At 60.2% G+C, this 22517-nt stretch carries 20 protein-coding genes; 5 read left to right on the top strand and 15 right to left on the bottom strand.

All coding sequences use genetic code 11. From position 1 onward, the window contains the following. Window positions 1–129 precede the first annotated feature (129 nt). Window positions 130–396 carry a hypothetical protein gene (locus tag AC19YY_RS12640; protein ID WP_169951918.1) on the bottom strand — a complete coding sequence of 89 codons (267 nt, stop codon included), beginning with the start codon at window positions 394–396 and terminating at the stop codon, window positions 130–132. 341 nt (window positions 397–737) lie between these two features. Between AC19YY_RS12640 and AC19YY_RS12635 the strand changes: the two genes are divergently transcribed. After that, the gene (locus tag AC19YY_RS12635; protein WP_500604277.1) at window positions 738–2063 is read left to right on the top strand and encodes a sigma-54 dependent transcriptional regulator; all 1326 of its coding nucleotides are present in this window, start codon (window positions 738–740) and stop codon (window positions 2061–2063) included. Window positions 2064–2146: 83 nt separating this feature from the next. Here the strand turns inward: AC19YY_RS12635 and fapF are convergent, their stop codons facing one another. From fapF to AC19YY_RS12600, 7 genes are all read right to left on the bottom strand, one after another. Beyond that, the gene (gene fapF / locus AC19YY_RS12630) at window positions 2147–3448 is read right to left on the bottom strand and encodes a fibril amyloid transporter FapF (protein WP_169951912.1); all 1302 of its coding nucleotides are present in this window, start codon (window positions 3446–3448) and stop codon (window positions 2147–2149) included. A 49-nt stretch (window positions 3449–3497) separates the two neighbouring features. Beyond that, the gene (gene fapE, locus AC19YY_RS12625) at window positions 3498–4244 is read right to left on the bottom strand and encodes a fibril amyloid subunit FapE (RefSeq protein WP_500604276.1); all 747 of its coding nucleotides are present in this window, start codon (window positions 4242–4244) and stop codon (window positions 3498–3500) included. A 37-nt stretch (window positions 4245–4281) separates the two neighbouring features. Then, window positions 4282–4962, bottom strand: a complete 681-nt coding sequence (gene fapD, locus AC19YY_RS12620) for a fibril amyloid maturation endopeptidase FapD (RefSeq protein ID WP_170041332.1) — start codon at window positions 4960–4962, stop codon at window positions 4282–4284. 59 nt (window positions 4963–5021) lie between these two features. Continuing rightward, on the bottom strand, window positions 5022–5777 hold the full coding sequence (gene fapC / locus AC19YY_RS12615) for an amyloid-like fimbrin subunit FapC (protein ID WP_169951904.1): 756 nt from the start codon (window positions 5775–5777) through the stop codon (window positions 5022–5024). A gap of 68 nt (window positions 5778–5845) precedes the next feature. Next, window positions 5846–6394, bottom strand: coding sequence for a fibril amyloid subunit FapB (gene fapB, locus AC19YY_RS12610; protein ID WP_169951902.1), 549 nt, complete (start codon window positions 6392–6394; stop codon window positions 5846–5848). Continuing rightward, on the bottom strand, window positions 6391–6849 hold the full coding sequence (gene fapA, locus AC19YY_RS12605; RefSeq protein WP_500604275.1) for a fibril amyloid chaperone protein FapA: 459 nt from the start codon (window positions 6847–6849) through the stop codon (window positions 6391–6393). Before fapA ends, fapB begins: the two co-directional genes overlap by 4 nt. 328 nt (window positions 6850–7177) lie before the next feature. Beyond that, on the bottom strand, window positions 7178–8176 hold the full coding sequence (locus tag AC19YY_RS12600; protein WP_170041334.1) for a FecR family protein: 999 nt from the start codon (window positions 8174–8176) through the stop codon (window positions 7178–7180). A 151-nt stretch (window positions 8177–8327) separates the two neighbouring features. Between AC19YY_RS12600 and AC19YY_RS12595 the strand changes: the two genes are divergently transcribed. After that, window positions 8328–8597 (top strand): PepSY domain-containing protein, encoded by a 270-nt coding sequence (locus tag AC19YY_RS12595; protein ID WP_169951895.1) that lies wholly within the window; start codon window positions 8328–8330, stop codon window positions 8595–8597. Window positions 8598–8608: 11 nt separating this feature from the next. Here AC19YY_RS12595 and AC19YY_RS12590 read toward each other — a convergent pair whose 3' ends face one another. Then, on the bottom strand, window positions 8609–13756 hold the full coding sequence (locus tag AC19YY_RS12590) for a dermonecrotic toxin domain-containing protein (protein ID WP_500604274.1): 5148 nt from the start codon (window positions 13754–13756) through the stop codon (window positions 8609–8611). Between the two features lie 129 nt (window positions 13757–13885). Here AC19YY_RS12590 and AC19YY_RS12585 point away from each other — a divergent pair, with 129 nt between their 5' ends. Then, complete coding sequence (locus tag AC19YY_RS12585) at window positions 13886–14917, top strand: Ldh family oxidoreductase (RefSeq protein WP_169951891.1); 1032 nt, start codon at window positions 13886–13888, stop codon at window positions 14915–14917. Window positions 14918–14956: 39 nt separating this feature from the next. On the opposite strand, the gene AC19YY_RS12580 is transcribed toward AC19YY_RS12585, so the two are convergent. After that, window positions 14957–15277 carry an ElaB/YgaM/YqjD family protein gene (locus AC19YY_RS12580; protein ID WP_169951888.1) on the bottom strand — a complete coding sequence of 107 codons (321 nt, stop codon included), beginning with the start codon at window positions 15275–15277 and terminating at the stop codon, window positions 14957–14959. Between the two features lie 164 nt (window positions 15278–15441). On the opposite strand from AC19YY_RS12580, the gene AC19YY_RS12575 reads away from it, so the two are divergent. Next, the gene (locus AC19YY_RS12575; protein WP_038441493.1) at window positions 15442–15693 is read left to right on the top strand and encodes a hypothetical protein; all 252 of its coding nucleotides are present in this window, start codon (window positions 15442–15444) and stop codon (window positions 15691–15693) included. A gap of 17 nt (window positions 15694–15710) precedes the next feature. Here the strand turns inward: AC19YY_RS12575 and AC19YY_RS12570 are convergent, their stop codons facing one another. From AC19YY_RS12570 to AC19YY_RS12560, 3 genes are read right to left on the bottom strand one after another with little or no spacing between them, the layout of a single operon-like run. Then, window positions 15711–16259 (bottom strand): GNAT family N-acetyltransferase, encoded by a 549-nt coding sequence (locus AC19YY_RS12570; protein ID WP_169951886.1) that lies wholly within the window; start codon window positions 16257–16259, stop codon window positions 15711–15713. A gap of 5 nt (window positions 16260–16264) precedes the next feature. Then, complete coding sequence (locus AC19YY_RS12565; RefSeq protein ID WP_170041338.1) at window positions 16265–16732, bottom strand: LEA/WHy family protein; 468 nt, start codon at window positions 16730–16732, stop codon at window positions 16265–16267. Window positions 16733–16740: 8 nt separating this feature from the next. After that, a complete protein-coding gene (locus AC19YY_RS12560; RefSeq protein WP_169951882.1) occupies window positions 16741–18168 on the bottom strand; it encodes a nucleobase:cation symporter-2 family protein in 1428 nt (475 codons plus the stop codon). 234 nt (window positions 18169–18402) lie between these two features. On the opposite strand from AC19YY_RS12560, the gene AC19YY_RS12555 reads away from it, so the two are divergent. Beyond that, complete coding sequence (locus tag AC19YY_RS12555; RefSeq protein WP_170041340.1) at window positions 18403–20028, top strand: methyl-accepting chemotaxis protein; 1626 nt, start codon at window positions 18403–18405, stop codon at window positions 20026–20028. A 160-nt stretch (window positions 20029–20188) separates the two neighbouring features. Here AC19YY_RS12555 and AC19YY_RS12550 read toward each other — a convergent pair whose 3' ends face one another. Together AC19YY_RS12550 and AC19YY_RS12545 are read right to left on the bottom strand one after the other, a co-directional pair. Next, complete coding sequence (locus tag AC19YY_RS12550) at window positions 20189–21166, bottom strand: 2-hydroxyacid dehydrogenase (protein ID WP_169951878.1); 978 nt, start codon at window positions 21164–21166, stop codon at window positions 20189–20191. After that, on the bottom strand, window positions 21166–22461 hold the full coding sequence (locus tag AC19YY_RS12545) for an MFS transporter (protein WP_169951876.1): 1296 nt from the start codon (window positions 22459–22461) through the stop codon (window positions 21166–21168). The genes AC19YY_RS12550 and AC19YY_RS12545 overlap by 1 nt, the downstream gene beginning before the upstream one ends. Window positions 22462–22517 lie beyond the last annotated feature (56 nt).

The raw sequence follows: 22517 nt of genomic DNA, 5'->3' as shown, positions 1-22517 counted from the left end.
GGGCGATACGAAAGTTTCAGGCACACAAAACCCGTGGCGAGGGTTGAACTCACTCGCCACGGGTTTAATAGTCTTAACAAGTTGCAGCCGATATAAGAAGCGACGGTATGTCGCAGTAGCTGCGTTAACTTACTTGGGCATTGCCCAGGATTGAAGTTGATAACCTTCGCCATTCAATTCGGCGCGGGCTTGCAGCAGCAGGGCTTCCAGTTGCTCTGGATCGGAGTAGGTGCTGCTGGAAATCAGTGTGCGCCCGATGCGGGTTTCGGTGCGGTCGATCACGGCCAGGCTAAGTGCGCCAGTACCGTCTTGTAGTGCCCAGGCTACGCATTGAAAGGGTTCAAAGGCATGGCCGGCGATCAGCAGTGCTTCGTTGAAACGGAGCGGGGCGTTCATGGGGTCTTCTCTCTAAGTGCCCAATCAAAAGATGTGCCGTCGGTTGGGCTTACCGTTCGGCTAGTACCTGTACTGATGCACGATGACAGGGTACGGGTCACATGTTAGAGCAAGAAAATTCAACTTTTCGTGATTAACGTCATGTAAGGCGTGATTTTGAAAGGTGAATGAAAGATTGCAGTAGTGTTCGTCGCGGGGCTTGATCGCTAAACGCTGTATCGGTGAGGGTTTTATCGCGAAACGATACAAGGGTAGTGTCAAGATCTTGCTAGGGTTATGAGCAGCTCGCCCAAACTGTTGTTTCTAAATAACTTTAATGATTTTGACGCCAAGGAATAGTCATGGTCGTTACACCAGCCCTGCGTCGCTTGCTTGTGGTCGATCCCTGTGACGACTGCCACCAGTTATTGCCTGGTTTGCGGGCGGCTGGCTGGGATGTCGACAGCTGTGCCCTGGAGGCGCTGGGCGAGCGAACCTGTGATGTAGGGCTGTTGCGCCTGCAGCCTTTTCACTTGCAGCGGCCCGAAGCGGTCAAGGAACTGATCAGTCGCAGCGGCACCGAATGGATTGCCGTGCTCAGCCCCGAGATGCTGCGCCTGCAAAATGTTGGCGACTTTGTGTGCGAATGGTTTTTTGACTTCCATACCTTGCCGTTCGATGTGTCGCGCGTCCAGGTCACCCTGGGCCGCGCCTTTGGCATGGCGAGGCTAAGGGGCAAAGGCGTGACCCATGTGGACGAGCCGGAGCATGATCTGTTGGGTGATAGCCGGCCGATTCGCGAGTTGCGCAAGCTGCTGGCGAAACTGGCGCCCACCGAGTCGCCGATTTTGATCCGTGGCGACAGCGGCACCGGCAAGGAACTGGTGGCCAAGACCCTGCACCGCCAATCCCAGCGCCACGCCAAGCCCTTTGTGGCGATCAATTGCGGGGCGATCCCCGAGCATTTGATCCAGTCCGAGCTGTTTGGCCATGAAAAGGGCGCATTCACCGGCGCCCATCAACGCAAGATCGGCCGCATCGAAGCGGCCAATGGCGGCACGCTGTTCCTCGATGAGATCGGTGACCTGCCGATGGAGTTGCAAGCCAACCTGTTGCGCTTTCTCCAGGAAAAGCATATCGAGCGGGTGGGTGGCAGCCAGCCGATCCCGGTGGATGTCAGGGTGCTGGCGGCGACTCACGTCGACCTGGAAGCGGCTATCGAGAAGGGCACCTTCCGTGAAGATTTGTACTACCGGCTCAATGTCCTGCAAGTGGTCACCGCACCGTTGCGCGAGCGGCATGGCGATGTGGGGATGCTGGCCAATCATTTTTCCAGGTTCTACAGCCAGGAGACCGGGCGCCGGCCGCGCAGTTTCAGCGAGGACGCGTTGGTCGCCATGGGCAAGCATGGTTGGCCGGGCAATGTACGCGAGCTGGCGAACCGGGTGCGGCGTGGCCTGGTGCTGGCCGAAGGGCGGCAAATCGAAGCGGCCGACCTGGGTTTGCAAAGCCAGCAGGCAATCGTGCTGCCCATGGCGACACTGGAAGACTACAAGCACCGCGCCGAACGCCAGGCGTTGTGCGATGTGCTGAACCGCCATAGCGACAACCTGAGCGTTGCCGCACGGGTGCTGGGGGTTTCCCGGCCGACTTTCTACCGGTTGCTGCACAAACACCAGATCCGCTAGGGCGGGTAAAAAAAGCCCCGTCGCGACCCTTATCGCGGCGGGGCTTTTCCTTTTCTCAAACTCACCACTCCCTGTAGGAGCGTTTAGAAGTAGTACGGGAATTTCAGGCTGAAGGTGAAGTCTGGTGCGTCATCGGTCATGCCGATAGCCAGGTTGGGCACAATGGTCAGGTTTTCGCTGGCGGCAATGGTCATGCCGACGTTGAAATACCCGGCATTGGCGTCACTGGACACAATCGACTGCCAATCACCGCCATCAGGCTTGAGCTTGCTCTTGCGCTGGATCAGGTCCGACACCGAGAACGACATACTCATGCGCTCGTTGAGGGCAAACGCCACCCCCACGCCCAACTGGAAGCTGTCGCCCAGGCGCACTTTGCCACCGATGTTCTGGTTGACGTCACTGCTAATGTCGTCAAACGAGCCCTCGAAATTGTGGGTGTAGGAAATCGAACCGAACAGCACGGCCGGGTCGAAGGTCTTGACCAGGGAGAGCCCCGGGGTGATCGACCATACGCCGTTGCCGGTGGGCAGGTTCTCCGGCACGTACAGGTTGTCGTTGGCCGTCGAGCGCACCAGCTTGATCCCGAAAGGCTCCTTGCCGGTGGGGGCTTTGACGCGGACCGACACCACGGCATCGGGCATCGTCGGCGATTCGTCGAGGAACTTGTAGGCAATCCCGAAGTTGACGTCGCCGATGGTCGGATCCCGGCTCACGCTCTCTTCGGAAGTGGCCTGCGGGTCACCGCCACTGGCGCCCCCGGACTGGTAGGTCGACTCGCGGTACACCACTGGCACGTTGACGTCGAACTGCCAGCGGTTGTCGAGGTTGTAGCGCCCGGTCAAGTCCAGGGTCCAGTTATCCGCCTTGATGCGGTCCAGGTTGATATTGCCGAGGAAGATCGAATCCAGCGCCAGGAAGCCGTTGAGGGTCAACTGTCGGGCGTCGTAGCGGGCGTAGGTGATGCCGGTTTCAAAACTGAACTTGCCGTTGCCGAAGAAACCGCTGGCTTCGTTATACAAGTTGCTCACGCTTTGTGCTGGCTCTGAATCATCCTTGAGCGATTGCCCATAGGAACTGCCGCCGGCTGCAGCGCCCTTGCTGTCCTTGGCGCCGCTGGCCGCCACGGTGCTGCCGCTCTGCTTGAAGTCTGCCGGCGACTTGGCCAGGCGTTTGGGGGCTGGCGTCGCGGGCTGGTCTTCTACCTGGCGTACCCGTTGCTCGAGGACCGCCAGGGCCTTTTGTTGTACTTCGTAGCGCTGCTTGAGCTCCAGCAGTTCTTGTTTGAGGGTTTCGATATCCGCGTCTGGCGCTGCGTACAACAGACTCGCCGGCAAGAGCGTACTTAAACAGACAACGGCACGTAGTGATAACGATCGATGCATGAAATAAGCCGTCCTTTTCTAATGCGTAAGTGTCGAGGGTCAGCGTAGTTCAATAACCGAGTGTGCGTAGGCCCTTGAGTTGATCCAGATTGCAGTTCAATGCCCCGGCGCTCAGGCCATTGCTGCCAAGCGCGACATTGAGCTGGGTCATGTTATTGACGAAGTTGCTGTTGCCTTGCAAAACCGTGCCTTGCAGCACGTTGCCGCCGCCGATCTGCTGCAACGCATTACCCTGGTTGTTATGGGCTGCGATGGCCATTTGCACGCCGCCATTGTTGGCGGACACACTGACCCGGCCCGCCGCGCTGTCTGTGGTGAACGAGCCGCCCGCCATCAACGCATGCCCTGATTGCGCGACGTTGGCCGGCGACAGGCCGTTTTCACTGACATTGATCCCGACGTTGTTGTACGCCGTGTTGCCATCGCCTGCGGCGCGTACGGTCTGGGTCACGCCCTGGCCGCTGCCCAGCCCGGCGCCACCGACCACGGTGCCGGTGCCCGGGTCGCGGTTGGTGCCGTTACCCACCGAACCGGTGGATTGCACATAGAATTGCGGGGTGATCGTGGACGAGTCGATATGCATGTTGGCGCTCACCGTACTGGTGTCGCCCGCCGCATTGGTCCAGGTGGTGCTCATGACAATGCCGAAACTGACAATCCGCCCCGGCATCACGAAGCGGCCGCGCAGTTCAGCCAGTTCCGCGTCGTTCATTTCAATGGGCTTGAACGCCGAAGAGGCATAAGCAGGCATCGAGGCTGCCAGGCACAGGGCCGTGAGCCAACGGGAAGTGTTCATCATCTGCTCCTGGGGCATCCTGCCCCTTATGGCGCTTCTAGAAGAAGTCGCTCTGGATGAAACCGAAGTCCATCAGCTCGGCGTCGCCCACGGGCCGGAACTCGTTCATTTTGGTCTTGGCGGTCAACGGCGTGGGGGGATCGAGCAGGGCGTTGGTCTTGTCATAGCCTTCACCGAGTACGGCGAAGACGATGCCATTCCAGCCTGCGAGGAAGTCATCCCGCGAAAGGCGCTTGTTGCCCAGTACCGGATCGCCGATGTAGACCCAGTCTTTTTCAGCCCGCTGCATCACCACAAAGTGCTTGTAGCCACGGATCTCCACCAGCACCACCACCGGGATCTTCACCGTCAGCAGGGTGTCGGGTCCGATCTTGTAGCCCCGGGCGCGCATGCCGATGCTCTCCAGATAACGCTTCATGTCCAGCATGGAAAAGCCCTGGGTGCGTACCAGGTCCTGGTCAGCGTTGATCAGCATGCCCTTGATGATGTGTTCTTCATCCACGTCCAGCCAATAGGCCTGGCGCAGGATGGTAGCGAGTGCCGCAGCACCACAGCTGAAATCGGTTTTCTGTTCCACCAGGTTGGCGAACCGGCGTTCGCGGATGCTCTCGACCTTCTTGAAAATCACTGCACCGCCGGGCATGGCGGAAATCGCCATTTGCCCTGCCCACGAGGGGCCGGCGAGCAATAACAGAAGGCAAAGCGTCGCGAGGCGCATGATCATGACCTGATGGACACTGGAAATAAAAAGGGCCTTGTTGCCAAGGCCCCGTTGCATCAGAACGCCAGTTTGCTGCCAGTGCCCGCTGCGCAGACGGTGCAGCCGCTGCCCAGGGTGAGGGTGTTGCTTTGTTGGTTGCCCGAACCCGCTGCCACGTTCACGCCGATGTTGCCCGAGGCGTTGTTGGCGGAGTTGAGCAGGCCAGCGTTGTTGACCACATACTGAGGCTTGTAGCTGTGTTTGGAGGCCGCTTCGTTGAGGAAGTGGTTATCCAGGGACACTTGTTCGGTGTTCGAGGCAGCCGCGACGTTTTTGCCGTCAGCCGTCACGATTGCCAGGTTGTTTTTCTGTTGGTTGCCTTGACCGGCCGCCACGTTGACACCGACGTTGCCGGAGCTGTTGTTGGCCGAGTTGACCAGCGAAGCATTGTTTTGCGTGCCTTTGTTGGTGAACTTGTTGTCTTTGCTTTCTTGATAGATATCGGCCAAAGCGAAGGTACTTTTAATATCATCATCAGCGCTGCTGGTGATTGCCGCAGCGTTATCTTGCTGGTTGCCCGAACCCGCCGCGATGTTGGCGCCCAGGTTGCCTTTGCTGCTGCTCAGCGAACCGTTGGCCCCGGCGTTGTTGAGGGTCTTGGTGTCGTCGAACTTGTTGTCCTTGCTCACTTGGGTGTCGGTCACGGCAGCGGCCACGGTGCCGGTTGGCGCTGGGGTTGGTTTCCATTTTTCGGCAGGACCTGCCTGTGCAGCAACAGCCATGAGCGCAGCCAGAGCGAAAACCAGTGGTTTGAGAGCCATTGTAGGTTTCATGGTGTATCTCCTTGCTTCTAATTAGTTGGTTAAGTGTTGGTACGGTCTAACAAACACCTATCAAGGGGTTACTTGATAGTCACACCGAGGGTGTTAGCCATTCGGTTCCCCACCCCTGCACTCTGATTCACCTGTACCACTCCACGGCTGCCGGTGAAGGCCTGGTCGCTGGTAACGACCTGGCGGCTGCCAGTGGTAGAGGGGGATCGTGAGTCTGGTAACAACGTCATGTTCTGTTGCGACAGGACGCTGTCATCGATGCTTTGCGGACCTGTGCTGATCCGCACCGCATTGATCATCTGGTTATTGGCGCCGGCCGCCTGGTTGACGCCCAGGATGCCGTTGCCATTGCTAAATGAGCTGCCCTGGATCGCCGCGCTGGCGTTCAGGGCGGGATCAACCTTGCCGTCGAGTTTCTGGATCAGCGCCTCGCTGGCCTGGCCACCGAGGCTGATCGCCCGACTGTTGATCTGCTGTTGTTGATTGCCGGCGGCCTGGTTGACCGACAGCACACCGGTGTACTGCTTGCCGGTATTGTCGATCGAGGCCTGGTTGCTGCTGTCGGCCATGGCCGCCGAACAGCCGAGTACGCTGAGTAACAGCCACGCGCGATTCATGGCTGGACCCCCATCATCGAGCCAATGTTGTTGAGCGGTGCCAGGCCGCGCTCGATCGAGCCGCTGATCTGCCCGCCCAGGGTATTGCCGCTGGCATGCCCGGCCGCGGCACCGGCGCCCAGGCCAGTCGAGCTGTTGCCCAGGGTATTGCTCAAGCCGGGGAGGTCGCCGTTAGGCAGGATGGCGCGGGTGATGGTCGAGCCGCTGCTGACACCGGCGAAATCGTTATCGCTGAGTTCGCTGCCGGTAGCGCGCAGGATCTGTTGGCTGGGGTTGGCGTTGGCGGTGGAAGGGTACGGGTCCTTCCCAAAGGAGGGCCGACCGACCATAAAGCCTTGCACATTGCGACCTGTAACGATGATGCCGTCCTGCGCAGAGGCGGGCAGGCTCACACTGGCGCTGAGTACACAGCTGATCAGTAGTAGGCCTATGGAGCCTTGATTGAGAGTTGCCACGGCATCATTCCTTGTTCTATGACGCTGACCCTAAACAGCGCTGTAGGGAATAGAGCAGGAGCTGTGCCGTTTTTTATATTTGCAGCTTTTTCAAAGGCTTGGGATGTATGGCAGGGCAGGCAGGTGCAAAGGTGTATCAGCTATGAAACAGGACGCCAGCGGATGACCGGCACCTGGCATGGGCAGGCAGGGCGAAAGGGGTGTTTCAGCAGCGCAACACTATTGATGACCAATCGATGAATCCGCAGCCGCAGGGCGCTTGCGCGGCGGTGGGTGTTTCAAAAGTGGACATCATGGCGCGAGCAATCCCTTGGGGAGCGATTGCTGTTCAGCGTTTGGGAGTTTTGCGTGGGATCGAATTGAGCACGGTGTTGCCATCCTGGTTCTGGGTCAGGTAGACCGGCAGCACCTTGGGCAGGGAGGACACCAGATGGGTAACTTCATGGATATCGTAGATCCCGCCAATACGGATATTGCCGGTGCCGGTATCGGCCAGCATCACCGGTTTGCCCAGGTAGCGGTTGATCAGGGGCAAGGCATCTACCAGTGCCAGGTTGTCGAGGATCAACTTGCCCGTGCGCCAGGCCAGTGCCGGGTCGTGGGGAGAGAATGCCTGTAGCTGCGGTTGCGCATCACCACGGTTGTAGCTGGCCTGCATCCCGGGCGTGAGGTTCAGCCCGCTGTGGCTGGCATCGCTGGTGATCTTCACCGAGCCCTCCAGCAGCATGACCCGCACCTGCTCGTCATACTTCCAGACGTTGAACTGGGTGCCTGTCACACGGATCTGCCCGCTGCCGGCGCGCACCACAAACGGATGCTCGCGGTCGTGGCTGACGCTGAAGAACGCCTCGCCTTTTTTCAGGGTCGCCCGGCGCTCGTTTTTATAGTTGCTGTAGACCAGCTCGGTGCCCAGGTTCAGTTCCACGACGCTGCCGTCGGCCAGTGTCACTTGGCGCAGGCCGTTTTCGGCGGCGTAATGCTCATAGGAACTGGGCAGCCAACCGGCTTCCCAGCCAGTGAAGGCGGCCAGGGGCAACGCCACCAGAGAGATGGCGGCAGCCACGGCATACTTGCGCCAGCGGCTGGGCGGCGGAACCAGCGCCAGGGGCGGGGAGGGTTCTTTGCTGCGGGGCAAATGGTCGGCTACATCCCAGATTTCCAGCATGGCCGCATATTCGAACGCATGCAGGGGATGTGCGTCGTGCCATTGCTCGAACGCCTGGCGCTCGGCCTCTGTGCAATCAAAAGCGTGCAGGCGCATGCACCAATGCGCGGCGGCATCGGTGATTGCGTCGTAGTCAGCTTCTGAAAGGGGTTGCTCGGTCATTGGTGCTTCCTGATTTCCTACATTCTAACCTTCCCGGCAGGGTGCCGAGAACAGCCATCATGGCGAATGAGCATCAATGTGGAACTAATTCGGGGTCCAAACACCCTAAAAATCTGGATCTGTAAGTCATTCTCTCTAACGGAGTAAGAAAATGCTGAAGAAAACCCTCACCGCGATGCTTGCCACTGCCACCTTGCTCGGCGCTGGCGCCGCCCTGGCCGACAAACCCGGGGCAGGTTGGATCACCATCGAGAAAGCCATTGAAACCGCCAAGACCAAGGCCGGTTACATCGAGGTCTACCAGGCCGAAGCTGATAACGACGGTTACTGGGAAGTAAAAGGTCGCAAGGCTGACGGTATCGTTTATGAAGCACGCATCGACGGCGCCTCGGGCAATGTACTGCGCGATCAAAAGGACTGATCCCCGCGGGATCAGTCCAGCGATGCCCTTCGACTGGAGGGCACTGGGTCTAACTGACGTCCCAGGTTACTGATCATGAACGCCACCGAGTCGGCATTATCCAGCATGGTGTCGACTCGCCTTGCCAGGTTGCTCATGAAAATCCCCCTTGCGTTGCCCAAATTCGCGCCCCCGGTGGTGCGAAGTATCTGATCCCTAATGTACTCGGTGTCTGAGGCTTGTCCGAAGTCGCTCCATAGCGTGCCGCTCACGTCCGCAAACTTGAATAGCTGGCCCACGGGTGTCCTGCGCGAGTAGCTTTGGGATTGCTGTTTTTTCAGGGCGCCAGACAGAGTGCGCCCGGCCTCTGTCAACGTCTCGATCAGGTCGGAAAACGGCGCCACGGAGTCCAGGTACGCTGCATCGGCTGTCTCAGCAACCACATGGCTCAACTCATGAATCAGCAGCGTCGCCCGCGCATGGGCCGCCCAGTCGAAATGGTCGGGCAGGCAGTTGTCATAAATGCTCAAAGGCGGTGCAAAAAAATGCTCGGACAAGTAAATCCGCCGATCAGGATCTTTATCGATGGTGAACCCCCAATTGCTGTGTGGGTCCGTTCGATGAGAACCGGCCACGAAACGCTTGGAATCAAGCGCGCTGAGCTTGGGGTCCAATAGCGCTGCCAGGATCAGATCGACGATACGATGCAGCTTTTGCACCAGGAGTGGATCAACCACTTGCGGGCCCTGATCGGTGTCGATATCAATGCCAAAGAACTCATTGACGAAGCGATGGATACGCGTGACCGGCGCTACCCCAGGCTCCAGCAAGGCCAGGTTCAACTTGCAGTTCTGCACATAAAAAGTTGCCAGGTCGATCGCCTCGACAATCATCCTGGCCCGATCAGGGCACAGTTGGCGAATGGCCCTCATCCCGACAGCCTCGATATTCATTGTCCTGCGCGCTGATGCCCGGATTTCCCTGCGATCCAGCAGGCGACCAAAAGCCTGGCCATAGCGTGCGATATTGCCGCGGGTGTCGATCGCCCATTGCCCGGCGCTGTTGCGATGGATGAAGGGGCCGTTTTGATCGGGTGTGCGAATGCGCCAGTCGTTCCCCAGAGACAGCGCCTTGTACACCTTGCCAGCCAACGGAATATAGGCGGCCCCTTGATGCTGGTAAGTACCGTTGAGCTCATTCTTGTTCATGTTCACCAGGGCCACATCACTCACTTCGCTGGGTGCAAGCTGGGTGCGTTGTGGGGCGGTGATGTCCAGTCCCGGCCACTTCACAAAGGTCTGCGGCGCAGCCTGGGGCGTTTGCTGCTCGGGATCGAAGAGCAATGACTGCGCGTCGTGCAATTGCTGAGCCAGTGACGCCATTTGCGCAATGCCTTCGATAAACGTCTGTAAGGCCCGGCGCCAATGATGGTCTTGCAATGCTTCGGCGGAGTCCATGAACAACGAAATGCTGCGCCAGATATTCCACGGCAGCGCCAGCTTGCCAGGCAGCAAACTCAGCACACTCTCGGCAGAACCGCTGAGCACCTGCTTGACGGTTTCCCATTCGGCCTGCGCCCCCTCGACCCATTGGACGCCGAGCCACTTGAGGAGCAGTTGCCGATTGTCGTCGAACAGCTGGCTGAACAGGTTGCCCTGGATTGGATTGAAGTCCAGGGTGATTTCCGAATCTCTCCCCAGCGTGCTGGCCAGCAGATTGCGATAGGTCGCGTCCTGAGGCGCGGCCAAGCGATTGAGGACGCAGTCTTGCAAGGCACCCGGCAGGTTCAGGGCTTCAAGAAACTGCGCTTCGCTTTCAAACTCGGTAAAGCTCAGTGTCGGGTGATAGGGTGCATACAACACCTGGATCCCCTCGCGTCCTGCGCTAATAAGGTAGAGGCCGAGCACGGGCGCGCGCGTGGCACCGGCCGTGGCTAGCAGCTCAAGCGGCCTGATGATGGCGCTCGCGCCTGCGACCGACGCGCGGGCAATCGCGTCTGGCATGTCGACAACCTGTTGGATCAGGTCCAAGCCTCGTTCTGACAGGCGCTCCTGTAATTTCAGGGCATGGGCATGCTGCAGCAGCTGCCACGGCAGTTGCTGGCTGAAGTCCCTGCGCCGCTGCTCGATTCCGGGCGCACCGCCAGCCAGGTGTTGCGCCAGGTAGGTGTGGTAGTCATCGTGGACTTTCAACTGGGTCAGCATCTGGCGCACCACGGTTTCCGTAAGGTCGGCAGACGTGCAGATCACATCGAACCTGGCACTTTGCAGGCGGGCGGGGTTCATGGCGAAATCCAGCAGGCTCTGGCGTAGCCCTGCCAGGGCCAGCTTGGGAACGATCTGCACCCCATCGGCAAACAGCGAGTAATCGACGAGCATTTCGTTAAGGCGAAGGCGATCCGACACATGCTGGCGCAATGACCGGAGCTCATAAAGATAGTCCCGGCCATGCAACGTACTGACGCGATATTGCTCGAGAATCTCCGCGTGGCGTCTTTGTTCCCTGGCCGGCGCGGCCCCAAGCCTGTCGGGCAGCGAATGCCTGAGTTCAGCCCAGCGGGCGATATCGATAGCGCGCTGCAGATTATTGGCCGGCTGTTGGCGCTGCACTTCGCCGAGCGCCTGGACCAATGACTGGGCATCGGTCTTGAACGCCAGAGTGTGTTGGCGCTGGGCGATGTGCTGATCGATCCACGATCGCTGGCACCTATGCAGCACCGGTTCTCTGATTGACTGAAGCGGTCCCAGCTCATAGCGTTGATGGGGGAGCCGCTTAAGCGCGTCCAGGTTTTCCAGCAGGCTCAGGCGTAGGGCCGAGTCGTTCAGCCGGTGCGCCAATGCGTCGCGCAGGTAACGGATCGTAGTAAAGGCTTCCACGCCGCTGGCGGGCGTCCACAACAACGCATGTCCGGAGTGATGCTGATCAAGCCCGCCGCGCTCGGTCAGCACAAAACAGTTGGCCAATTGACGCAAGGTGGTTTGGCCTTTCGCCAGCAGCGACAGGGTGAAGGCTTCGGGTGTGAAGCCGTTCAAGGTCAGAGGCTGGCGTGTGCTGGTGGTGTCCGGATTGAGGACGGCCCGCAGGATGCCGACATCACGTTCGTCCAGGGTTTTATCGAGCAGTCTGAGACTAGCCTCTTCAAGAATCCCCACTGCCATGCTGTGTGCCAGCGTGGGGATCAATGCCTCCAGGCCCGCGCGGGGAGTCTGGGCGACGGCCTGGAGGTTTAGCACGAGCAACCACTGGGTGAGCATGCTATTGAGTCGAGCAATGCTCAGTTCCGGCCGTTTTGCTGCCACGCCGTGGTTCCGTGGCCCGTACACGCCGTACTGCGCAGAGTCAGGGATGGCCTGTGCCTCTCCCTTCAGCCGGGCGATGCAATGGGCGAGGATGCTCTGGCTGGCTTGGGGCGTCCGGCGTTCCTGAGCGTCGGCATGGGTGGCATAGCGGCTGATGTAGAGGTTTGCCGGATCCAGGGCGATCCCGGCAGAAAGGTTGAAGGTGCGGCGCAGTTGGTCGGTAATCAGCGTCTCAAGATTGGGAATCCGCGCTATCAGATCGCCCTGTGCGTTGACCAGGCTGTGCAGTTTGCGGATTGTCAGTCGCGCCCTTTCAGCGGGTACCGAAGGTGGCGATGGGTGAGTGCTCCACCGACCCTTGGCATCCAGTCCCAGTAGACGATGGTCAAGCATGGCACGGATATCCAGGCCGTGATCAAGCAGGGCATAGGCATTGACCGTCCCCAGGTTACGCCGGTAGATATCCAGGCAATACTCGAGGTTCTGCCGCTGCTTGTTGATGATGCCTTCAAACAAGGTGTTGAATACCGGCCCATTGATAGAGGCCGAACTGATCTGTGGATGTTTAAAACCTATGAACCGCGCCCGTTCCTCCAATCCCAGGAAGCCGAAAAAATCATCTTCATGCCCCCTCGCCTGGGCCATTGCCTTGAGCGTTGCCTGCAAGTCGTCATAGCTTGCAAGTACTTGCAAGCCCTTGGATTGGGTGTAGAGACAGTTAAGGCTATCGGTAATCACCAGCGTACTGGCCAACTCGACAAAATGGGGTGGGTACTCCCATAGCCGGACTTTCTCGATAGGGATTGTTCCCCGGCGGTTGCCCTCCAGGTAAAGCGCTTGCAATTCTTGCCACTGTTGCGCCGAAATCACATCCTCCTGGCGCTTGAACAGCAGATCGACCCTGGATTTATCGCTCATCGCCTGGGCGAAGTACTCGCGCCTCGACTGCCCGGGATGGATGTCAGCGTTCCAGTAGGTCTCTATTGAGTTGAGGAGGAACAGATGTAGCTGGCGCGAGGCTTGTTTCAGCCCCTCTTCCCACAGTGTGTTGGTGCCCTGGGTCGCTGCCACCTCAGGGTTCACGAACTCCCGGCGCAGGCCTACGGGCCAGGACTGCTGGCGATAAAACAACAGCAGGGCATCGCGCAGGCGCAGCGCGTCGACCCAGCGGTCCTGCTCCGTAGGGGAGGCCGCCAGGGCATACAAAAAGACATGGGTCTTGTGGTGATCAGCGTTGGGAAAGGCTTTGCGCAACGTGCTGTTCAGCAGTTGGTCCAGCAACGTCTCCAATAACGGCAACTGGCCCAATTGATCGAGCATTGCCTGCACATTCAGTTGTTGGTAACGCTCGATGCAGGCTTTTTGTTCGTCGAATACGTTGCCCTCGATCAGTTGCCGAGTGAGCGTAGAACCGGCCGCAAAGCTCAAATCTGCGCGTTGGCCAATGGACAGGAAATGCAATAGCTCGCCACGTTTGTGCTCATCGCCCAGCCTGGTTTTCAGTGCTTGCGACAATTGCCCGTAATCACTGAATTTCTCCAGTCCGGTCTGCGGGCCATAGAAAAAAACCGCGTTGTAGTCGCCCTCGGAACCCATCGCGAATGCCCCGGCCAGTTCAATCGGTTCCTTGCCTGGGCAGTTGAGCAGCAAGCGCTCGGCGATCATCGGCGGGGATTGCGCTTTACGCCCGGTGGCGCTGGCAAAAAACAGATTGCGCAGGAACTGGCGATCCTGGTCGTCGATATCGCGCTGGCGTTCGCGCTCACTCAGGCGCTTGGCCAGGCGCATGGCCTCGGGGAAAAAGTAGGGGAGTTGCAGGTCGTCCATCGCAAAGGCTCGGTGCAGGTTATAGAAGGCATCGAGCCTAGACGTGGCGAGCATCCGCAGGGCCCTAAATAAATAGGCTTGAAACCGCAGCGGTGGTTGACAGCTCACTTGTCACGCGTTGTTAATCAAGCAGCTGAATCCAGCAGGCTGTTGCCCCTTCCAATAACAATTCTGGAGCTTCAGATGTCAGCCACTCCCATTACCGCAGTGAATACTTCAATCGGCTTCACTGAACTTGTGACTCTACTCAAGGCTATTTTTACCCGTCATGGGGCCTCGCATGAGGTTGCCAGCGTACTGGCCGACAACTGCGCCCGCGCCGAGCAGGATGGGGCTCATAGCCATGGGGTGTTTCGCATACCGGGCTATGTCTCGACCCTGGACAGCGGCTGGGTCAATGGCCAGGCGGTGCCGCTGGTCGAGGATGTTGCCTCGGGCTTCGTGCGGGTAGACGCCGCCAATGGGTTTGCCCAACCGGCCTTGGCTGCCGCCCGCCCATTATTGGTGGCAAAAGCCCGCAGCGCCGGGATCGCCGTACTCGCGATTCGTAATTCTCATCACTTTGCCGCCCTGTGGCCGGATGTCGAACCGTTTGCCGAAGAAGGCCTGGTCGCCCTGAGTGTGGTCAATAGCATGACCTGCGTGGTGCCCCACGGGGCGGATCGGCCCTTGTTCGGTACCAATCCCATCGCGTTTGCCGCCCCACGCGCAGATGGGCCGCCGATTGTGTTTGACCTGGCCACCAGCGCCATCGCCCATGGCGATGTGCAGATCGCCGCGGGCAAGGGCGAACGGGTGCCGCCGGGCACCGGTGTCGACAGCCTGGGCCAGCCGACCCAGGACCCCAGGGCGATCCTCGAAGGCGGTGCGTTGTTGCCGTTTGGCGGGCACAAGGGCTCGGCGTTGTCGATGATGGTCGAGCTGCTGGCGGGGGCCTTGACCGGGGGGAATTTTTCGTTTGAATTCGACTGGTCCAACCACCCCGGCGCCAAGACGCCCTGGACCGGCCAGTTGTTGATCGTGATCGACCCGAGCAAAACCGCCGGGCAAGACTTCGCCCAACGCAGCCAGGAACTAGTGCGGCAGATGCATGCGGCGGGGTTGCGGCGTCTGCCGGGCGATCGGCGTCATCGCGCACGGGACAAGGCCGCGCTGGAAGGGATTATGTTGGATGGGGATGAGCTGGCGCGGTTGCGCGCGTTGGCGCAAGGCTAATGGCGGGCGCGGGCTGAGCCGCGCCAGCCGTGTTGTCGATCAGTTGCGACGGCCCAGCAGCAGGCCCACTACTAGGCCGAAGCCTGCGGAAATCGCCACGGTCTGCCAAGGGTGGCCACCGATATAGGTTTCGGTGGCATCCACCACCGGCTTGCTGCGCTCGCGCACGCTGGATACCGAGTCCAGGGCCTGCTTGAGCTTTATCGCGACCTGTTCGCGCAGGGTTTCACCTTCTTCTCCCACCAGCGACGCGCTGCTCTTGAGCAGTTTGTCGGATTCTTCGATCAGGGCCTGGAGTTCGCTGAACGCCTGGTCCTTGATTTGCTCTTCGACAGCTTGGGCGGCGGTTTTACGGGCCATTGAGTAGCTCCTTGCGGGGTAAGTGGGCAGTGAACAATGGAGTCTTGCAGCACGGCAAAAGTTGCAGTTTTTTTCGTGGGTTACTGAGTCTATGCAAAATCCGAATTCGGACCTTTCCACCTACAGTGTAAGATGTCACCTATTTGTGCAGCAGGTAATTCCACATGAGCTTCAATCTGGCCAACAAGCCCTTAGCCGAGCGTGCGGCGCTTGAAGACGAAAAGTCCCGTCTGTATGACTTGTGGCAAAGCAACCTGGGCAAGGCCAAGGGCGAGGGCGCGCGGCTGTTTGGCGAGCGCGCCAAGCGCAAGGGCAAATGGGCCGAATGGGTGCGTTCGGAACTGGACGGTATGTCGCCACCGGAATTTGCCAACATGGTACGCAGCGAAGTCAACCGCCTGATGGCCGCCAAGTAGGCCTGGCTGGCCGGTGCCTACAGCTGTTGTTTGAGCCACTCTTCGCGGGTGATTTCCCAGATGTCCTTGGGGAACGCCCCCTCCACGAACTGTCCTTCTTGCGTGCGGATCAAGCGCATCCCGGTTTTTTCGCTAAGCCTGCGTGAGCCCAGGTTCGGCGCCGCCTTGGGCACCCGCAGCACGGGTCGCCCAAGCACCTTGAACCAATACGCGGTCACTGCCGCGCTGGCTTCGCTCATCAACCCCTGGCCCTGCCATTGCGGCCCGAGCCAGAAGCCACGGTTGTTGTCTTGCTCATCCATCAGGCTCACGTTGCCGATCAACCGTTCGGGCGTCTCGCGCAGGCGGATCGACCAATGCCACTCGCGCCCCTGGGCCATGGCAGGCAAAGCCACCTGTTCCAGGTAGCTGCGCGCACCGTCGGCCGGGTAGGGCCAGGGCACCAGGGCATTGAGGTAGCGCACCACTTCCCAGTGGGGAAACTGCTGCTGTATGCCCTCGGCATCGTCCAGGGTCAGCGGCTGCAGGATCAGGCGTTCGGTGTACAGGGTAGGCAAGGTGTCCATGCTATTTACCAAGTCACGGTGTTGGGCAGGTCCAGGGTACCGCGATCGACAAAGCGCATCGTGCCAAACAACCCGCCTGCCAGCTTGCCGCGCAGTACATAGGGCAGGTTGTTCAAACTCTGGGTCTGGCTCAGGCCCAGGGTCTGGCGCAATACCGAAAACGCTGAAACGCTGACCGGGACGGTCAGAACCGTCTCGGAGAAGCGCGGGATGGACCCCTGTTGATCAGCGACCCCAGCCGCCAGCGGCCGGCCATTGACCTCCAGGTCCAGGGCCACGCCGTTGTAGTCGATGGCCGTGTCGTTGGGGTTCTGCACCCGCAGCTTGATTGCAAAGCGCACTTCCAGGTCCTGGCTTTGCAGCGGCTCGATGCCCACCACATTAATATGCAGCGGGTCACGGTTGGGGAACAAGGCGCAGGCGCTCAGGCTGAGCAATATCAAAGACAGGGTCAGGCCGATCAATCTGCGCATAAGGGTTCCTATTTGGTCGGTTCCGGGTCCTGCATCACTTTGAGGGTAGAGGCTTCCGGGTCAAATTCATCTTCTTCCAGCTCTATGAACTCTTCAGGCAGGAAAATGTTCAGCAGGATCGCACAGAACGCACCCACGGTAATCGGCGACTCGAAGATGTTATGCAAGGCCTTGGGCAGTTCGCGCAGCACTTCCGGCACCGCCGCCACGCCCAGGCCCATGCCCAGGGAAATCGCCACGATCAGCACATTGCGCCGATGCAGCCCGGCCTCGGCAAGGATCTTGATCCCGGCCACCGCCACCGTACCGAACATGATCAGGGTCGCGCCGCCAAGCACCGGCTTGGGCATCAGTTGCAGCACCGCGCCAATCATCGGGAACAGGCCCAGCAACACCAGCAGGCCGGCAATGAAATACGCCACATAGCGGCTGGCCACGCCGGTCAACTGGATCACCCCGTTGTTCTGCGCGAAGGTCACCATCGGCAGGCTGTTGAAGGTGGCGGCCATCACCGAGTTCAGGCCGTCCGCCAGCAGGCCGGACTTGATGCGTTTGATGTACAGCGGGCCCTTGACAGGCTGCTGGGAAATCATCGAGTTGGCGGTCAGGTCACCGGCCGCTTCCAGGGGCGAAATCAGGAAGATCACCGCCACCGGGATAAACGCCACCCAGTCGAACGAGAACCCGTACTTGAACGGCACCGGAACGCTGATCAGCGGCACTTGGGGCAATGCCGCCAAGTCAACGCGCCCCAGCCACCAGGCCACCACAAACCCCAATGTCAGGCCGATGACAATCGAGCCCAGGCGCAGGAACGGGTTATTGAAGCGGTTGAGCACCACGATGGTCAGCAGCACCAGGGCTGCGAGCCCCATATTGCCCGCTGCGCCCAGGTCCGCGGCACCGTAGCCGCCTGCCATGTCGGTCACGGCGACCTTGATCAGCGACAGGCCCATCAAGGTGATGATGGTGCCGGTCACCACCGGGGTGATCAGCTTGCGCAATTTGCCGATGAACTGGCTGAGCACCACTTCGATAAATGCGGCGAAGAAGCAGATGCCGAAGATCGTCGAGAGAATCTCCTCGGTGCCGCCGCCCCGGGCCTTGACCATGAAGCCGGCACTGAGGATCACGCTGATAAAGGAAAAGCTGGTGCCTTGCAGGCACAGCAAGCCCGAACCCACCGGGCCGAAGCGTCGCGCCTGGACAAAGGTGCCCAGGCCGGAGACGAACAGCGCCATGCTGACCAGGTAGGGCACTTCGCTTTCCAGGCCCAGTACGCCGCCGACGATCAGGGTCGGGGTAATGATCCCGACGAAGCTGGCGAGCACATGCTGCAGGGCGGCAAAAATCGCTGCCGTGAAGTGCGGACGGTCTTCCAGACCATAGATCAGGTCCGATTTATAACGGGGGCGGGGGGCTTGAGCGTCAGACAAGATACGTGCTCGGGTCAGAAAATGGAGGCGCAGGATGCCAGAAAGCGCCCACTGTCAAAAGTGTGAAAATATATTTCTCCGATTCGTGCAAAAAGCCTCAAGCCGGCCGATACCTCTTATAGGCCCACACAACCCTTATAACAGTGGCGCCGAACAGTCATCTCGGTGCGTTGACGCTAAGTGACCGTGTCGCGGCAAGGACGCTCGCAGCCATCCCTCTTTGAGAGCTTTCCTATGTCCCTCCGTAATTTGAATATCGCACCTCGGGCGTTTCTCGGTTTTGCGTTTATTGCGTTGCTTGTGATTGTTCTGGGGGTGTTTGCCGTCAACCGCATGACCCTGATTCGCCAGGCCGCGCTGGACATGGGCGCCAACCAGCTGCCGAGTGTCGGCTACCTGGCCAATATGACCGAGAGCGTATTACGCCTGCGCATTCTGTCGTTCCGGGTGCTGGTCAACCGCGAGCCTGGCGCCCTGCAAGATGCCCAGGCGCGCATTGATGTCCTGGTCGACAAGGCCCGCCAAGCCCAGGCGGGTTACGCCGCGATGCCGGCCGGCGCCGAAGAAGCGGCGCTTTACAAGACTTTTGCGGTGACGTTGGACAACTACCTTAAAGCCCAGGCTGAAATGCTGACGTTGTCCCAGCAGAACAAGGTCGAGGAGATGCGGGCCCTGATCAACAGTCGGATCAAGGACGGCACCGATCAGATGGGTGAACAGCTCAACAAGTTGATTGCGATCAACGCTGCCGATGCCAAGCAGGCCGGGGACGACGCCGGGCGCAGCTACAGCGATGCGATCAGCGGGATTATCGTGGTGTCGGTGGTCGCGGCGCTGATGACCGTATTGCTCGCCTGGCTGCTGACCCGCAGCATTGTCACGCCCTTGCGCAAGGCGGTGGCAGCCGCCGAGACCATCTCCAGCGGCGACCTGAGCAAGGTTATTGAGGATGATGGCCAGGATGAGCCTGCGCGGCTGATCAGTGCCCTGGCGACCATGCAGGGCAACCTGCGCCAGACCATCCAGCATATCGCCGGCTCGGCGACGCAATTGGCGTCCGCCGCCGAAGAGCTGAGCGCGGTGACTGAGGAAGCCTCCAAGGGCTTGCAGCAGCAGAACAATGAAATCGACCAGGCCGCCACCGCCGTCAATGAAATGACCGCTGCCGTGGAAGAAGTGGCGCGTAATGCGGTGTCCACCTCCGAGGCCTCGACCCAGTCGAACCAGGCCGCACGGGAAGGGCGCGACCGCGTGGTGGAAACCGTGGGCGCGATCCAGACCATGACCCAGGACGTGCAGAACACCTCGGTGTTGATCGAAGGCCTGGCCACCCAGGGCCGCGATATCGGCAAGGTGCTGGATGTTATTCGGGCGATTGCCGAACAAACCAACCTGCTGGCCCTCAACGCCGCCATCGAAGCCGCACGCGCCGGTGAAGCCGGGCGCGGGTTTGCCGTGGTGGCCGATGAAGTGCGCGCCCTGGCCCACCGCACCCAGCAGTCGACCCAGGAGATCGAAAAAATGGTCGCCGGCATCCAGAACGGCACGGGTGAGGCGGTGCAGTCCATGCAGCAGAGCAACCAGCGCACCCAAAGCACCCTGGAAATGGCCCGCGCGGCGGGTGTGGCACTGGAGCAGATCACCCAGTCCATCAGCCTGATCAACGAGCGCAACCTGGTGATCGCCAGCGCATCCGAAGAGCAGGCCCAAGTGTCCCGCGAAGTGGATCGCAACCTGGTGAACATCCGCGACCTGGCCACCCAATCGGCGGCCGGCGCCCACCAGACCAGCGCCGCCAGTCACGAACTGTCGCGCCTGGCAGTGGATTTGAATGCGATGGTGGCGCGGTTTGTTATCTAAGCAGGGAAGGCTTGGGTGCCTGGCATACCGCTATCGCAGGCAAGCCAGCTCCTACATTTGATTGGTGGTGTGGCCCAGACTTCTGTCCCGATGAAGATCCCCTGTAGGAGCGGGCTTGCCCGCGATGGCGGTGGCTGGCACACGCCATTTGGTCGAGCTGTCAGGCTTTCCATACGCCGGGATTGACCAGGTTTTTCGGTCGTTCTCCCGCCAGTGCCGCCAGCAGATTATCCACGGCACACCGCGCCATCGCTTCCCGCGTTTCGTGGGTGGCAGAGCCGATGTGCGGCGTCGCCACCACATTGTTCAAGCGCAGTAGCGGCGAGTCATGGTTCAACGGTTCACGCTCGAACACATCCAGCCCCGCCGCGCGGATCGTACGCTGTTGCAGGGCTTCTACCAGCGCCGCCTCGTCCACCACCTTGCCCCGGGAGATGTTGATAAAGATTGTCTCCGGGCCCATAAGCGCGAATTCCCTGGCGCCAATCAACCCCTGGGTCTCGGCGGTCAACGGCAAGGTCAGGCATACAAAGTCGGCTTGCTGCAACAGGTCGGGCAAGCTGCGGTATTGCGCGCCGAAGCGCTGTTCCACCGCAGGCTTGGGGGAGTGGCTGTGATAGATCACCGGCATGCCAAAGCCAAAATGCCCGCGCTGTGCCAGGGCTTCACCAATGCGCCCCATGCCAATGATGCCCAGGGTCTTGCCGTGTACATCGCTGCCAAAGTGCAACGGGCCGATGTTCTGGTTCCAGTTGCCGGCGCGCACCATGTTAGCCAGCTCCACCACGCGTCGGGCGGCGGCGAGGATCAGGGCAAAGCCGGTGTCGGCGGTGGTTTCGGTGAGCACATCCGGGGTGTTGCTGAGCAAAATGCCGCGTTGGGTCAGGTAGTCGATGTCGTAGTTATCGACGCCCACTGAAACACTGGCCACTGCCTCCAGGCGCGGCGCCAGGTCCAGCAGTTGCGCATCCAGGCGCAGGCTGGCGCCCAGCAGGCCGTGGGCGGTGGGCAATGCCTCACGCAGTTGCGCCAGGCCCGTGGCGTCGAGGCTTTCGATCAGGGTCACGGTGGCCGCCTCGTGCAGGCGGGCCATCAGCGGCGCGGAGAGTTTTTTGTACAGCACGACATGTTTTTTCATCAGGTTCTTACCTTCAAATCCAGGGAGTGCAACGGTGCTGCCGGGGACGGCTCACGGGCACCGGTCTTGAGAAAAATCGTCAGTACCACCGACAGCAGCAACGCGCCGCTCATCAGCAGGTAGGACGCACCGGGCGAGCCGGTACTGCTGTTGAGATAGCCCACCAGGTACGAACCGCCAAACGAACCCAGCGCGCCCATGCTGTTGATCAGCGCCATGGCGCCCCCGGCAACGTTGGCCGGGAGGATTTCCGGGACGATCGCAAAAAACGGCCCGTAGGGCGCATACATGCAGGCGCCAGCAATCACCAGCAGGGTGTAGGACCACCAGAAATGCTCGGCCCCCAGCAGGTAGGAGCCATAAAACGCCACGGAAGCGATCAGCAGCGGTGGCCACACGAAACGTTTACGCTTTTGCAGCTTGTCCGAGCCCCAGGACACCACGAGCATGCCAATCACCGCCGCCAGGTACGGCAACGCCGAAAGCCAGCCGGCTTCGACCATGTCCATCTGCAGGCCGGCCTTGAGGATCGACGGCAGCCACAGCACAAAGCCGTACACGCCGATGCTCCAGCAAAAGAACTGCAGCGCGAGGATGATCACCTGTGGCGAGCGGAACGCTTCGGCGTAGTTTTTCACCGCCTTGAGCCCAACCTGCTCGGCGGCCAGGGCGGTTTCCAGGTCGTGCTTCTCGCCGGCGTTCAGCCACTTGGCATCGGCTGGGCGCTCATCGGCCAGGCGCCACCAGATAAAGGCCCAGAACACCGCCGGCAGTCCTTCGATGATAAACATCCAGCGCCAGCTGTAATGCTGCACCAGGTAGCCGGACACCACCGACATCCACAGCATGGTCACCGGGTTGCCGAGGATCAGGAAGGTATTGGCCCGCGAGCGTTCGGCACGGGTGAACCAATGGCACAGGTACACCAGCATCGCCGGCATCACGGCGGCCTCGACCACCCCGAGCAGGAAGCGGATGGCAATCAGCATGTAGGCGTTGGACACGATGCCGGTCAGCGTGGCCAGGCCGCCCCAGAGGATCAGGCTGACAAAAATCAGCTTCTTGACGCTGCGCCGTTGGGCATAGATCGCCCCCGGCACCTGGAAGAAGAAGTAGCCGAGGAAGAACAGCGCGCCGAGCAGCGAGGACATGCCCGGGGTGATCATCAGGTCTTCGGCCATCCCGGAGGCGGCGGCGAAGCCATAGTTGGCGCGGTCCAGGTACGCCAGGCTGTAGGTGATGAACACGATGGGCATGATGTACCACCAGCGGCGGGTGGCGAGTTTGGTCGTCATGGGTTTGCTCCTGAGCTTGTTGTAGTTGTGGCAACAGGTAACGGGTTTAGCGCCGG

Source organism: Pseudomonas sp. MF09156, from assembly GCF_059862305.1.
The sequence above is the reverse complement of the archived record's forward strand: the minus strand, read 5'-3'. Positions and strand labels throughout refer to the sequence as shown.